Genomic DNA, 14,923 nt, shown 5'->3' on the forward strand with positions numbered 1-14,923 from the left:
TCTCCTTAATTTCAAACGTTTTTTAATTTTTTGTGATTCTTCTTTTTGGAAATAAATAAATATGCAATAAATCCAAATACTCCTAATAATGTGATACTTCCAAATATTCTTGTAATGTTCAATGTATAATTTCTTCCTTCAGGATTATAGCTGAAACAAAACTGAAGTAATTTAGCAACAGTCGGATTAGTTTTTCCTGCTTTAGCGTCCAGTAAAGCCATCTTAACGTCAAATTGATTGAAATCTGATCCAAAAATATACCTGGAGATTTTTCTTTCCGGTGAAACAGAAATTATTCCTCCCGGATGAAGATATTGTTTTCCTTCTTTTTTAAAATAAAAACCTGCTTCATTAGTTATATAAGATATATTTATAGAATCCCCGGTTAAGAATGTCCATGCGCTTTCAGGAAATTTTCTTTGCAATGTAGATAAAAAATCTTTTTTAGATTGAGCTGAAATTTCAGAATTTTCATTATGATCAATACTTATTGTTAAAACTTGAAAATCAGTACCGGGTTCCAATTCAACTCTGTCTACAACCCAAGCAAGCTCCGTTAAAGTATTGTTGCATATTCCGGGACATTTAAAATAAACAAATGCTAAAAGGGTTGGTTTAGTTATAACTTCACTTAATTTTACCTTCGCTCCATCTGAATTTTTGAATTCAAGATTTCCATTTAGAAATGAACCTAAGTGTTCATCAATGCCAATTTCAACATGATTTTTTTCAGAATATGTGATTGACGGGTAAGCGAAAATCAACAAAATTATAAAGATTAAGTGTCCTATTATTTTTAACAATTAGAAGCTCGAAATAAGATAAAAAGTATAATTTAAGTAACTATGAAATTATTTATTTTTTATAAAAATTGCAACATAAGAAATTGTTTTGAAACGTATAAAAACTAAGAATTGAAATTAAGAAAATAGATTGATTACTTTTCCATTCTTTATATCGAATTTTTGATTTACTTTTTCACTGTTCAACTGACTATGATAAACAAGCATAAATAGAATAAGAATTAAAGTTAAAACAATATTTCTCCTTTTTAATCCATTACCCTTATACCATAAATAAAATTGAACGCTTGAAATAAGCATTAATCCTAAAACTAAAATTGAAGAAATAAAATACGAAAACGATAAAACTTTATCTGATACGGAAAAAATTATCATCACAAACAAAATAGGTTGAACAAATGTAAATAATATTCCGGATTTTGTTGAGAACTCATTTGCATAATCCTTAAAATTAAAAGCATCTTTTCTTTTGTTCGCGAATACTCCGATTAATGCGGGAGTTATGGAAAATGATACCGCTAAAAACAATAAGTAGTTAATAATTCCGTAATTATTGAACAATATTGAAATTGGATCTATTGAAGAATTTTTAACAAATGCAAAATTAATATAGGAAATGTAAATAAAGGATGAAACAGCAAGTAATATAAATCCTATCCAACCTCCATAATATAAAACATTTAAGTTTTTATTTTTATGTACAATTTCAGCATCAGTAATTTCAATGTTGGAAATTTTAAATATTGAAAAACTTCCTCTGTAGGATAATGCTAAAATTAATCCCGCAAAATTTAAATACATCGCAAAAGTTAAATTTTCAGAATTTAAATTTGGATTAATTTGGGTATAAAAAAATGTTGTGGATATCACAAAAAAAACACCGGCTAAAACAACAAGCCATAATCTGTTTAAAACTAAATCCGCACTATATTTCGCAAACGAAAAGTATAAATTCGAATTGAAAATTTTTCCTTTTCTAAAGTTAACCAATGAATATAAAAGCGAACCGATTAAAACGCTTATAAACGGTATATAAAATATCAATGAAATAAAAAGACCATACTTAACAATAAATAGATCCGTTACGCTCTCAACTGAAATCAAATTATTAAAGATATTCAATTTTATATTCCTAAAAATTTTATTTTCTAACTAACGGATTTAGATAAAACGTTGTAAAGTTTTATCAATTCGCCTTTTGATAATTCAACAATATTAGGTTTAAAACCATTTGCAACTGGAGCAACAATAATTTTACTAATAAAAATTTCAGCATCTTTATTTTGTACAAAATCTCTTGAAAAAACTTCTGCAACTCTTTTCTTATCTAAAACATAATTGTTAAAAATATTTAAAACTTCCGCGTCACTATTTAAATTTACTTTTGCTAGAATTGAATCCACTTTAGAAATAAATTGCTGATTCTCTTCTTCAATTTTCTTTTCAGCGACATCAATTGGAATATTACTAGGTGAAATTACACCCTTGGATAATCCATATGTTTGATCCATGCTTGCAATTTCTTCATCGGAAACTGCAGGAAAATCAGTAAAAGTTCTAATAAATTGTATGATTGCAATACGATCTTCTACAGGAATAAACTCATACGCGATCATTCCGGTATTTGGTACGCCTTTCTGCAAAGTTGAAAATATATTGGAGAAATTTCTTCCGTTTGTCCAGCCATCTGCCTGATGAAAATTTCTTGGTTTAGGATTTAACGCAGCCGCAGCGGCGCCGTCACCGTTTCCATTATCTCCATGACAAGAAGCGCAATTTGTTTTAAATAATGTTTTTCCTTTTTCAATTAGCTCATTTGTTGGACTTAAAATCAATTTTAAATCTACCGCCGGTAAAACTCCGCCTTTTTTCGGTTCAACATTAACATTGATTGTCAATGAATCCGTTTGAATTGCAGGTACACTATTAAAAGAAGTTACATCCATATGTTTAATAAAATAAATTCCAACTATTAAAAACAAAACAGCATAATAAGGAAATATCCAGCCGAATAATCTTGATGGAGATTTTACCAATTCCTTGAAATTTATTTCTGTTTCAATATTTTTATCATCTTGCATAAATAAGCTCTTTATTAAAGTCTGAAATCAATGCCTCTTTTTAATTTAGGATCGCCTATGGGAATTAAATTAACACTTTTTGCTCTAACTGAAAAAACTAAAAACACAATGCCAAATGCCAATAAGAAAAATCCAAGTTCAATCCAGCCAAGTGAAACACCGTTAGGACTGAAAGTCGGCATAACTAAAAAATACAAATCCATAAAATGAGCAACTAAAATCCAAATTGACATAAATTTTAATCTTTTACCGTTTGTTTTTGAAGGCTGTGAAACTAATGCGAAGAAAGGAATAATAAAATGAATAAACACGAAAACAATTGAGAAAATCAGCCAGCTTCCTTCCCATCTATTTAAAAACCAAATCGTTTCTTCAGGAAGATTTGCATACCAGATCAACATATATTGGCTAAAAGCGATATAAGCCCAAAAATTAATAAATCCATAAAGCAAGGCACCGAAACTGTAATAATGATCAGTTACAATTCCCTTAACAAACATCCCTTTTTCATGAAAATAAACTATTAAGAAAGTAATGCATGCAAGCGAAGAAAGAAATGTGCCGGCAAAATAATAAACTCCGTAAATGGTTGAAAACCAATGGGGCTCCAAACTCATCATCCAATCAATTGCCGAAAATGTAACGGTAATCGCAAATAACGGTATGAAAAAAGCTGATAATTTTATGTTCTTTTTTGTAAGAGTTTGATCTTTTGTAACATCCTGTTTTAGGGAATTTCTTGTAATTAGAAAATAAAATAAAATCCATATTACAAAATAAGCAACAATCCTGATTGTAAAAAAAGTTTGATTTAGATAAGGGCTCTTATGTTTTAGAATTTCGTCATTTGCAACTACATCCAAATGAGCCCAATGATAAATTTCATGAATATTAAAATAAATTGGTATAGCCAAAATTGGAACAACCAATAATAAGGAAGCAAGAATTTCAGCTATTCTTCTAAAAGGAGTGCTCCAAACCGCTCCGCTCACATATTCTATTGCAATTAAAAACAAAGAACCTAACCCAATACTGGTTACAAACATCAATAAAATTATATTATTGTATGCGCTTCGAGTAGCATCAGTTAAATATGCAAAAATTACTAAAACTAATCCTACTACAGTAAGTCCAACTGCAAGTTTACTAAAAAACGGCGGAAGCGCTTTTTTAGTATATTCAATTTCGTAATGTGTATCTGAACTCATTATAAATCAGACTCCTTAGCATTTAGTGATCTTTGGAGAACACGAATATAATTTATTACAGCCCATCTTTCTTCTCTTGAAAGCTGATATGCGTATGAAGGCATAACATTTTGACCTTCAACAATTACATGATAAATTCTTCCGTCGGACCAATTTCTAACTTTTTCCGAATGCAGACTCGGCGGATTTGGGAACTGTCCCCTTAAACGGCTGTCTCCTTCCGCTAAGTATCCGTGACATGGACTGCAATATATATTAAATTTATTTTTACCTAATGCTAAATTATCATTATCTGGAATTAATGGATTCACTAAGAATTTTCCGGCGTCATCGGGTTTATCTTTAAATTGATATGGAATAAAACCTCTAGCAACTGATCTTTCAACCGGCTTCAGCATGCTTGATCCATTTTTAAAATACTTTGATGGAGATTGAGCTATAGATTTATCCTGTTTTTCCATCCAATTAAAAGGTGTTACATACATCAATTTATTCATATGTAAATAGGTAGAAATGGAAACAAAAATCGCAACTCCAACTAGAAGTGCAACAAATTTAGGTTCGGTAATTTTCGGTTTATATTCTAATTCTTCTTTATCAAAATATACTGGTTCAACAACAAATGCGTGAAGGCTATTTAATAAATCTTTTACTTGAACTTCATTAAAAATAGGATCAATTGCTTCAATGCAAATTCCATATTTATCCGACGAAACGTTTTTAATATAATTAGTATCATGCAAAGGATGTTTGTTATTCGGAAGCTTGAAAAAGAAAAACAATAATGTAGAAACTGTTGTTAAAGTTGCCAAAAGCACAGTAATTTCAAATGTAATCGGTATAAAAGCAGGTAATGGGAAAAATGGTTTGCCTCCAATTACATTCGGATAATCAATGCCCATCATCCATCCCATTGTACCTAAAGCTAATATAATACCACTTAATCCGGCAAAAAGTGTAACAAAACCTAATTTTGAAGGCGGCAATTTCATAGCATTATCCATACCGTGCACTGGATATGGAGTATTAACGTCAAATTTTGTATATCCTTTTTCAGTAATTACTTTCGCTGCATGAATAATTTCATCAGGCGTATTAAAAAGCGCTGTATAAGAATATAATTTTTCACTCATTTTTAATGATCTCCGTGAGACGGCTGCGATCCGTCTACAACAGCTTTAACTTCACTAATTGAAACAACTGGTAATGATTTGGTAAACAACAAAACTAAAGTAAAGAATAAACCGAAACTTCCAATTAACAAAGATGCATCAGTTATTGTAGGTTTATAATATGCCCAGCTTGATGGCAGATAATCTCTGGAAAGAGAAGTAACTGTAATTACAAATCTTTCAAACCACATTCCTACATTTACAAATACGGCAATTATAAACATTACTGGAATTGATCTTCTAATTTTTTTGAACCAGAACAATTGAGGAATAAAAACATTGCAAGAAAACATTATCCAATAAGCCCAGTAATAATCTCCAAATGCTCTGTTAACAAAGGTATAATATTCAGCTTGAACTCCGCCGTACCATGCAATAAAAAATTCCATCGTATAAGCATAACCGACCATCATTCCGGTTAAAAGCATAATTTTATTCATTTTCTCAAGCGTATCAAGAGTAATTATATGTTCATAATTGAAAATTTTTCTTATAAAAATTAAAACATTCTGAACCATTGCAAAACCTGAAAAAACGGCGCCTGCAACAAAGTATGGCGGAAAAATTGTAGTGTGCCATCCAGGCAGAATTGAAACGGCAAAGTCAAAACTCACAATTGTATGAACTGAAAGTACAAGCGGAGTTGCGAATCCGGCTAAAATCAAATAAGTCAATTCATAATTTTGCCAATGTCTATTTGAATGTCTCCATCCTAAACTTGTAACAGAATAAATTATTTTTTTTATTTTGTTGGTTGTGCGATCTCTCAAAGTAGCACAATCCGGAATCAGACCAATATACCAGAAAACAAAAGATACAGTAAAGTAGGTTGAAACGGCAAATACGTCCCATAATAACGGAGAAGTAAAATTAACCCAAAGCGAATGCTGATTTGGATACGGTAATAAGTAAACAGCAGCAATCCAAGGTCGTCCGGTGTGAATTATTGGGAATATCATTGCCGTCATTACCGCAAAGATTGTCATACCTTCGGCGAATCTGGCAATACCTGTTCTCCATTTTTGTCTAAATAAGAAAAGAATTGCAGAGATTAAAGTTCCGGCGTGCCCAATTCCAATCCAGAATACAAAATTCACAATTGGTAATCCCCATCCAACAGGATTGTTGTTTCCCCAAAGACCGGTACCGTAATACAGTGAAAGCAATAAACCAATTGCTCCAATTGTTAACATGGACAATGTTACAGAAATTGCCATGAAAAACTTTTTATCAGGTTTAGAATCAAGCGGTTTCGAAATAATTTCGTCAAGAGTCCTTAATGGCGGTTTTCCTTCTACTACCGATAATTCACGTGTAAAATCTACACTACTCACTAAACATCCTCCGAATGAGTATTTCTAATTTTTGCGATATAAGTTATGTTTGGCTTAACGTTTAATTCTTCCAAAACATGATAACTTAGTTCATGCTCTCTAAATTTATTAACATTTGAATCTTTGTTATTCGCATCGCCAAATTCTATTGCATTGGACGGACATGCTACTTGACACGCGGTTTTAACTTCATTAGCATTTAAGGTTCTTTTTTCTCTAATTGCGTTTTCTCTTGCAAGCATAATATTTTGAATACAGAAAGAACATTTTTCTATAACACCTCTGGATCTTACAGTAACTTCAGGATTATTTACAAAATTTGTTAATTCATTTTCATAATGCGCGTCAGCAAAATGATCACGAAAATTATAAAAATTAAATCTTCTAACTTTATATGGACAGTTATTTGCGCAATATCTTGTTCCTACACATCGATTGTAAGCCATTTGGTTTAATCCGTCAGGGCTGTGATTTGTTGCATTAACAGGGCAAACATTTTCGCAAGGTGCATTATCGCAATGCTGGCAAATCATCGGCTGAGTACTGGCAATAGGCTCTTCCGGTGTACCGCTGTAATATCTGTCAATTCTAATCCAATGCATTTCCCTGCCGCGTTCTACTTGATCTTTTCCAACTACCGGAATATTATTTTCAACATTACACGAGCTTACACATTCTGAGCAACCAAGGCATTTATTTAAATCAATGCTCATTGCCCATTTTTCATTTTTATATTCGTGCGAATTTGTGATACTAAATATTTCATGTTTATGTTCATTCAGGAATTTCGGATTATTCTTGTATTCATCCAAAGTTCCTTCTTGAATAATATTTCTGATTAGATGTAAGTCCTTTACTGATTTATCATTCAGAGAATGATGTTCTTGAGTTGAAACTAATTTATATGTATCAGATGTTTTCGTAACACTCGCACCGCTTAAAATATATTTAAGTTCATTCCCACTTAGCAAAAATTGATTTACATTAACACCAATTCCATCGGCAACTCCACCACTGTTGGTTCTGCCATATCCCAATTCAAGAGCAATTAAATCTTCCGCCATTCCGGGTTGGATAAAGACCGGAACATTGATTTTAGCAGAATTTGATTTTATTTCAATAACATCATTGTAACTAACGTTTAATTTTTCCGCAGTTGCCGGCGCAATTGCGGCATAATTATCCCAAGTAATTTTAGAAACAGGATGCGGAAGTTCTTGCAGCCATCCATTATTGCTGTATTTACCGGTTCCAATACTGTGATTATTTTGAATTATTATTGAAAATTGGTCAATTTGTTTTTTACTTTCAATATAAACCGATTGATCCAGCTTTATATAATTATCTTCTTTCTTTGCAACCTTTAATACACCGTCATGCAGACCTGTCAACCAATATGTATTAAAATCAGCTGCAGAATTACTAATAGCATAAACATTATTGTTAAATTCATTTTTTAAAAAATCGTGATAATTTGAATTTTCCTTTCCGAGCCATGAAAGTAAAATTTCTTCTTTTTGCTTGGTATCGAATAATGGTGAAATTACCGGCTGTTGAAAAGTTAAAACACCATTTCGTGTTTGATGATCTCCCCAAGATTCTAAATAATTGTTTGATGCAAGAATGTAATTTGAAACCTCACTTGTTTCATTCGGAATATCCGATAAATAAATTGTAGATTTCAAACTGCTGAAAATTTCTTTCAATCCCAATTGTTCAGGATATTCATAAATTGGATTTGAATCAAATGAAATTATTGCGCCAATATTTCCTTTTTTACTTTCGCTAACAAATAATTTGATATCATCCAAACCGGTTAGATCATTATCAATCAAATACCCGTTTGAAAAATTATATAAATTCTGATTACCTAATAATTCGTTGAGCAGATTTGCTAAAATATGTGTTTCAGTATTTAGAGCATCGCCGGCATAAATTATAGAATTTGATTTATTTTCGTTAAGCTCTTTAACTAGTAATTTTAATTTATTTAAATCAAGACCGCTCTTACCAGCTAATTTTTCCAAAGAAACTTTTGAAACAGCCGAGCTAATTTGAGAAGAAATTTCGGCTGAGTTTATAGCACCAATTTTTGCGAGTTCATTTAACATCGCTAATAAAAGTTCATTTTGTAAATTAGGATTTAATCGTAATCTGACATCGGCGTTCATGCCTGTTAAAGACATAGAGCCTTCAATTGCATACAATTTGCTTAATGTTTTAGTTTTTACAACATCTCTTCCGGCAGTATATTTTTGTCTATTTTCAATAATATTTCCTTCTTTACCGAGGAAATCTGATTCAAGCGCAACAATAACTTTTGCTTTATCCCAATCAACTGAAGGAATTACATTTTGGTTATAACATTTTTCCAAGCGCACATTCTGTTTTGATTGCTTGCTAATTGATTTATGTAAATTTTTGCAGATGGATATTTTAACTTAAATTCATTTAATACTTTTTTAGATGTTGGCGAAGTTAAAACATTTGTAAATATGCTAATTTCTTTATTGTTAGTTGTGGCTTCGGCTAAAATTTTTGAAATTTCGTCGTTTACCTGTTTCCAAGAAATTTTCAACATTGCTTTAGTTGGATATTGAAGTCTATCTGGATCATAAAGATTTAAAATACTTGCGTGAACTCTAGATGGAACTTTTCCTTTATTTATTGGATCATCAGGATTTCCATCAATTTTTATTGGTCTACCTTCCCTTGTTTTTACCAAAATTCCATAATTTATTCCATCTTCGGAAAATGATGACGCATAATAAGTCGGTTTACCTGGTAAAATTTCTTCAGGACGTTTTATATAAGGAACTATTTCACCTTTATCTCTATAATCTGTACAAGCAGTAGCAACATATGCGGTTGAAGCAGCTAAAACAGCTAAAAATTTTCTTCTAGAAAACGCCGACATATTTGAGGGATCAAAATCATCAGTTACGCCTGCTTTAAATTCATGTAATTTCTCTTCTTGAACTTTTGGATCATTTTCATAGTCGCTTAAACTTTTCCAGATATTTTTTATTCCGATTTTATTCGACATTTTCAATATCCTATTTATTTCTCTTTACTGAATCAGGGTGAATTTTTACTTTAATATTTTTAAAATCTTTTTTCTTATAGCTGCCGAACAATTTTGAAGGAATATTTGAAAGTACAAACGCAGCAACAGCACCAATTGATATTTTATTAAAAAATTTTCTTCTGTTTATAATTGACATATCTCTTCCCTTTTACCTGTGGCAAGCGCCGCAATTTGTCGGACCGTTTTTAACATTTTCCAAATAAGGCAATTGAGCTTTTGGATTTCTATGGCAATCCAAACAAGCCGTCATTGTCCAGCCTTTCATTTGTTTAACAACTTCCATATCCGCAATATTTCCGTGGCATGATTCGCATTTAATTCCTTTATTCACATGAACGGAATGATTGAAATAGGCATAATCTGGAACTTTATGAATTCTTTTCCATGGGATAGGAGTATTTTCATTATAATACTTTGCGAGTTTAATTATTTCAGGCTGCTTGTTTCGTGCTAATGTATGACAATTCATACAAATGTTAGCAGAAGGTACTAATGCATGTCGCCCTTTTGTTACGCCGGTATGACAATATTGGCAATCGATTTTCATCTGCCCGGCATGTAATTTATGTGAATATGCAATTGGTTGAGTCGGCTGATATCCTATACCATCTCGTTCCGGTCGCGAAACATAAAATGTTATTAAAAAGGAAACAAATGCGACAAATAAGGTAAGCGGTAATCTAACCTTAAGAGCATAATCAAGAAAAGATTTTTTCATTTATTACCTAAATGTTTTACTTTATCTATAAAGTAGCTATTAAAAAGATCGAATCTAAGTGTTTTGATTAAAACATTTTAGAAAATATAATAAATCAAGATAAAAAATCTGAAATAAAATTACAAAATAATTGTTTGTATTTCCTACAATAAAATTTAAGAATTTAATTTTTTCTTTGAATAACAAATTCTAAAATTGATTCCAAAGAGCTTTTGCTTTCTGAATTTTCAAATATATTTAATTCATTTTTTGCTTGCGAAATAAATGAATTTGCAATTGAATACGAGTATTCAATTCCCTTATATTTATTTACAAAATTCAAAATTTCATTTATTGTATTTTTATTCTTTAGATTTTTAATTTGTTTTATAATTTCGCGTGATTCTTTCTGAGTTGACTGTTTGAGAGAATAAATTAACGGAAGTGTGATTTTCTTTTCCTTAATATCAGCGCCAAGCGGTTTGCCAATCAGTGAAGATGTTCCTACATAATCCAGAATATCATCAACAATTTGAAAAGCTTTACCCAAATTTTCGCCATAATTTCTCATCGCAGTAATGTATTTTTCATTATTGGTTACGCTTGCGGCGCCAATTTCGCAGCATGTAGAAATTAAGGACGCTGTCTTATCAGAAATTATTCTAAAATATGTTTCTTCATCAATATCTAATTTATATGTTTTTTTTATTTGAAGAAGTTCGCCTTCAGACATTCTTTTAACTGCTTGCGTAACGATTTTCAATAAATCAAAATCGATATTATCTACAGATACTAACAACCCGCGAGCAAGCAAATAATCTCCCATTAAAACTGCAACCTTATTTTTCCAAACCGCATTTATTGATGGCAGACCTCTTCTTTTTTCAGCTCCATCAACAACATCATCATGAACCAAAGTGGCGGTATGCAATAACTCAACTAATATTGCTCCTCTTAAACTTTTTTGATTTATATCGTTAATAATTTTACTTGAAAGAAGAACTAAAATTGGTCTAATTTTTTTTCCTTTTTGCTTAAGAATGTATTTGGTTATAATATCAACTAAACCAATATCTGATTTAAGTGATGATTTAAATAGTTGGTTAAAGTCTTCTAACTCGTTTTGAATTGGTTTACTTATTTGGGAAAGATTAGGTCTCAAGATTTTTCTTTAATGAAAATTTGGATACGAATATACTTATTTCGTACAATAAAACCAAAGGTATAGCAAGAAGTATTTGCGCTACAGGATCTGTACCGGGAGTAAGTATTGCCGCAATAATTAATATCGCAACTATTGAATGTCTTCTGAATTTCCTCATAAATTTAGGAGTTAAAATTCCAAGTTTCGTAAGAAAGAATGATAACATTGGCAATTCAAAAACAACACCGGCTGCCAGCATTACACTTATAATTATTGAAAAATATTCATCAATCGCAAAATTATTTTCTATTAATGTAGTTCCAAATTGACCGGCAAAACTTAAAGTTAACGGAAGCATTACAAAATATGCAAACGCAATTCCTGTTAAAAAGCAGCCAGAAGAAAAAATAACGATTCTGGAAACATATTTACGTTCATTTTTCTTTAAAGCGGGAGAAATAAATTTCCATATTTGATAAAAAACATTTGGGATACTTATTATAACACCTGCAATTACGGCAACTTCAAAGTAAATAAATAATTGTCCGAATGGTCTTAAATTCTGAAGATTTATATTTGCTTTTTTTGCTGGAAGGAGTAAAACGTTATCAATAAGAAAATCAATAAAAATCCAAGCGACAATTGTACCAACTGTAACACCAATTAATGTATATAATATTCTCCATCGCAGTTCCTCAAGATGTTCAAGAAAAGACATCTCGCCTTCTTGTTCGATGATTTCTTCTTTTTCGTCTGTTGAAGTCTGAATTTCTTTCACGGATTGATACTAATTTCTAAATTCACTGTATAGTGGAAATTTTGAACATAAATTTTTCACTTCGGGTTTTAGTCCCTCAAGTTTTTCTTCATTTTCAAAATTTGTAATTGCTTTATCTATAATTTCTGCAATAACCTTCATATCTTCTTCTTTCATACCGCGGGTTGTAGCAGCAGGAGTTCCTATCCTAATACCGCTTGTAACAAACGGACTTTTTGTATCAAACGGTACCATATTTTTATTAACCGTAATTCCAGCTTTTTCAAGTGCAATTTCAGCTTTCTTTCCGCTTACATTTTTATTAGATAAATCTACAAGCATCAAATGATTTGATGTTCCGTTTGAAACAATTTTATAACCTTTTTGAGCAAGACTTTCTGCAAGAACTTTTGCATTTTTTATAACTTGTTCCGCATATTTCTGAAAAGAATCTTGAAGTATTTCGCCAAATGCAACTGCTTTTGCCATAATAATATGCATTAATGGTCCGCCTTGAATTCCAGGCATTACAGTGCTGTCGAATAATTCGGACATTAGTTTTACTCTATCGCCTTTTGGAGTTTTAATGCCAAGTTTGTTTTCGGAATCTTTTCCAATTAAAATAATTCCGCCTCTAGGACCTCTTAGCGTTTTATGTGTAGTAGACGTAACTACATCACAGTAAGGCAATGGATTATTTAGTAATCCTTTTGCAATTAAACCAGCAGGATGAGCCATATCGCACATTAAAAATGCACCAACGGAATCCGCAATTTCTCTGAACTTTTTATAATCCCAATCACGCGAATATGCGCTTGCACCTGTTATTATTAATTTTGGCTGTTCTTTTTTTGCTAAATCTTCTATTAAATTGTAATCAAGCTCTTCTGTTTCTTTATTTAATGAATATCCAACCGCTTTATAAATTTTTCCTGAGAAGTTTACCGGTGAACCGTGAGTTAAATGACCCCCGTGAGCCAAATCTAAACCTAAAAAAGTATCACCCGGCTGCAGAAGTGTCATAAATACAGCCATATTAGCTTGAGAACCACTATGAGGCTGCACATTAGCATATTCAGCATTAAAAATTTTTTTAATTCTGCTTATTGCAATTTCTTCTGCCATATCAACAAATTCGCATCCGCCGTAATATCTTTTTCCGGGATAACCTTCAGCATATTTGTTTGTTAAAACAGAACCAGCCGCTGCTAAAACGGCTGGACTTACAAAATTTTCTGAAGCTATCAATTCCAAATAATCTGATTGACGTGCTATTTCTAATTTTAGAACTTCTGCAATTTCATTATCTTTTTCTAAATAAGAATACATTATATTTCCTTAAAATGAAACAGTTATAGATTTTCCAATCCAATCGTAACATTTACCTTCAATTTTAATAACGTCGCCATTTTGTTTTTTTCTAAAGAAATAATCTTCTTTAGATGGAACGGAATTAGAAAGTGCACTTACTCTTTCTGCAGCGGAACTTGCATGTTCGCCTCCCATTCTTGAAACTTGTCTATATGTATCAGCAGCTAATTGATAAACACATTTATCTTCAAATTCAAATCCGCAGCTTCTTGCGGCTTGTTCATATAAACCTGCTTCTATATAAATTGGGTAGTCCCAGCCAGGGCTAACTTTTGAAGCTTTTTGCAAATAACTTCTTGAAACGGCAAGTTGGTCCATATCTTTATAAATAAGAGCTAAGTTTAAGTAACTATCTCTATTTTCCGGCTGAAGATCAATTAATTTTTTGTAAGAACTGATTGCTTTGTCAACTTGATCATTTTTTTGATAAGCTCTTGCAATTTCATTCCAATAATTAATTACTTCTGGATTCTTGTCAATTAAAAATTGCAAAGGTTCAAGAGAAGCTGTGTAATCTCCATTCTTTTTACAAATGGTTGCATATCGCCAAGCTTTTTCAGTATTTTCTTTATCCAAGTACCAAGCTTTTTTTAATATATCTTGTAATTGTGTTTGATCTTCGGCAAGTCCGGCCATTTTTTTCGTCCATAGCGGATTTTCCGGTTCAAGATCGGCAAGTTTCATATAAATATCTAAAGCCTTCATCTTGTATTCGTTATTTTCGTTCATATTTGCTACGTAAAGGTTTCCAAGCTGGTCCGCATAGTAAATTTCATCGGATGTAAATACGGTATCCAACGAAAATCCTTTTTCATAAGCTGCAATTGAAATTTCAGGATCTGAATGTTTCCACTGATCCAATACATACGCTTTTTTAAGAAGATAATAACCCGCATCTTCTTTGTCATAATTTGAGGCAATATTATAAAGATAAATTGCTGTATCTGCCAGGACTTTTCGAGTATCTTCAGAAATTGAACTATCAGCGTATACTTCAAATATTACTTTATCTATTTTTTTATAAATTTTATATTGCGGCATGAAATCTGGTTTAGCTTTAATTACATTTAAACCTTTTTCAATTGTCCACATTTCGTACTGCTTAATTTTGTAGGCTTCAAAAAACAGACTGGCTTCAACCATAACGTTAATACTATCGCCATTTTCAAAACTGTTTTTGGCAAATAAATTTGTATTAAGAAGACTTAAAACGGCCAACATTATGAAAGATATTGTTTTAATTAATTTCAATTTAATTCTCCTTGTAT

The 14,923-nt window shown here is 31.4% G+C and carries 14 protein-coding genes; all 14 read right to left on the minus strand.

The window, feature by feature from the left end; translation table 11 throughout:
* Positions 1-11 precede the first annotated feature (11 nt).
* Positions 12-803 carry an SCO family protein gene (locus IPK06_05740; protein ID MBK7979494.1) on the minus strand — a complete coding sequence of 264 codons (792 nt, stop codon included), beginning with the start codon at positions 801-803 and terminating at the stop codon, positions 12-14.
* Between the two features lie 117 nt (positions 804-920).
* Positions 921-1,925 (minus strand): hypothetical protein, encoded by a 1,005-nt coding sequence (locus tag IPK06_05745; protein MBK7979495.1) that lies wholly within the window; start codon positions 1,923-1,925, stop codon positions 921-923.
* A 26-nt stretch (positions 1,926-1,951) separates the two neighbouring features.
* Positions 1,952-2,884, minus strand: a complete 933-nt coding sequence (locus IPK06_05750; GenBank protein ID MBK7979496.1) for a cytochrome c — start codon at positions 2,882-2,884, stop codon at positions 1,952-1,954.
* A gap of 14 nt (positions 2,885-2,898) precedes the next feature.
* Entirely contained in the window at positions 2,899-3,930 is a 1,032-nt protein-coding gene (locus IPK06_05755; protein ID MBK7979497.1) for a quinol:cytochrome C oxidoreductase, read from the minus strand.
* A gap of 161 nt (positions 3,931-4,091) precedes the next feature.
* Positions 4,092-5,225, minus strand: coding sequence for a DUF3341 domain-containing protein (locus IPK06_05760; protein MBK7979498.1), 1,134 nt, complete (start codon positions 5,223-5,225; stop codon positions 4,092-4,094).
* Positions 5,226-5,227: 2 nt separating this feature from the next.
* The gene (gene nrfD, locus IPK06_05765) at positions 5,228-6,598 is read right to left on the minus strand and encodes a polysulfide reductase NrfD (GenBank protein ID MBK7979499.1); all 1,371 of its coding nucleotides are present in this window, start codon (positions 6,596-6,598) and stop codon (positions 5,228-5,230) included.
* Positions 6,598-8,973, minus strand: coding sequence for a 4Fe-4S dicluster domain-containing protein (locus IPK06_05770; protein MBK7979500.1), 2,376 nt, complete (start codon positions 8,971-8,973; stop codon positions 6,598-6,600). Before IPK06_05770 ends, nrfD begins: the two co-directional genes overlap by 1 nt.
* On the minus strand, positions 8,946-9,644 hold the full coding sequence (locus tag IPK06_05775; GenBank protein ID MBK7979501.1) for a TAT-variant-translocated molybdopterin oxidoreductase: 699 nt from the start codon (positions 9,642-9,644) through the stop codon (positions 8,946-8,948). Before IPK06_05775 ends, IPK06_05770 begins: the two co-directional genes overlap by 28 nt.
* A 10-nt stretch (positions 9,645-9,654) precedes the next feature.
* Positions 9,655-9,822 carry a hypothetical protein gene (locus IPK06_05780; GenBank protein ID MBK7979502.1) on the minus strand — a complete coding sequence of 56 codons (168 nt, stop codon included), beginning with the start codon at positions 9,820-9,822 and terminating at the stop codon, positions 9,655-9,657.
* Positions 9,823-9,834: 12 nt separating this feature from the next.
* Complete coding sequence (locus IPK06_05785) at positions 9,835-10,404, minus strand: cytochrome c3 family protein (protein MBK7979503.1); 570 nt, start codon at positions 10,402-10,404, stop codon at positions 9,835-9,837.
* Between the two features lie 163 nt (positions 10,405-10,567).
* Positions 10,568-11,545 carry a polyprenyl synthetase family protein gene (locus IPK06_05790; GenBank protein ID MBK7979504.1) on the minus strand — a complete coding sequence of 326 codons (978 nt, stop codon included), beginning with the start codon at positions 11,543-11,545 and terminating at the stop codon, positions 10,568-10,570.
* Positions 11,535-12,245: a twin-arginine translocase subunit TatC gene (gene tatC / locus IPK06_05795; GenBank protein ID MBK7979505.1), complete on the minus strand. Its 711-nt coding sequence runs from the start codon at positions 12,243-12,245 to the stop codon at positions 11,535-11,537. Before tatC ends, IPK06_05790 begins: the two co-directional genes overlap by 11 nt.
* Before the next feature lie 69 nt (positions 12,246-12,314).
* Positions 12,315-13,613 carry a serine hydroxymethyltransferase gene (locus IPK06_05800; protein MBK7979506.1) on the minus strand — a complete coding sequence of 433 codons (1,299 nt, stop codon included), beginning with the start codon at positions 13,611-13,613 and terminating at the stop codon, positions 12,315-12,317.
* A 9-nt stretch (positions 13,614-13,622) separates the two neighbouring features.
* Entirely contained in the window at positions 13,623-14,906 is a 1,284-nt protein-coding gene (locus IPK06_05805) for a tetratricopeptide repeat protein (protein MBK7979507.1), read from the minus strand.
* Positions 14,907-14,923 lie beyond the last annotated feature (17 nt).

Source organism: Ignavibacteriota bacterium, assembly GCA_016713565.1.
GTDB lineage: Bacteria > Bacteroidota > Ignavibacteria > Ignavibacteriales > Melioribacteraceae.

Excerpts from the sequence above, each read along its gene's own strand:
- IPK06_05750 (MBK7979496.1), bottom strand. The coding sequence starts at position 2,884 with ATGCAAGATGATAAAAATATTGAAACAGAAATAAATTTCAAGGAATTG.
- IPK06_05755 (MBK7979497.1), bottom strand. The coding sequence starts at position 3,930 with ATGTTTGTAACCAGTATTGGGTTAGGTTCTTTGTTTTTAATTGCAATA.
- tatC (MBK7979505.1), bottom strand. The coding sequence starts at position 12,245 with ATGTCTTTTCTTGAACATCTTGAGGAACTGCGATGGAGAATATTATAT.
- IPK06_05785 (MBK7979503.1), bottom strand. The coding sequence starts at position 10,404 with ATGAAAAAATCTTTTCTTGATTATGCTCTTAAGGTTAGATTACCGCTT.
- IPK06_05760 (MBK7979498.1), bottom strand. The coding sequence starts at position 5,225 with ATGAGTGAAAAATTATATTCTTATACAGCGCTTTTTAATACGCCTGAT.
- IPK06_05775 (MBK7979501.1), bottom strand. The coding sequence starts at position 9,644 with ATGTCGAATAAAATCGGAATAAAAAATATCTGGAAAAGTTTAAGCGAC.
- IPK06_05780 (MBK7979502.1), bottom strand. The coding sequence starts at position 9,822 with ATGTCAATTATAAACAGAAGAAAATTTTTTAATAAAATATCAATTGGT.
- IPK06_05800 (MBK7979506.1), bottom strand. The coding sequence starts at position 13,613 with ATGTATTCTTATTTAGAAAAAGATAATGAAATTGCAGAAGTTCTAAAA.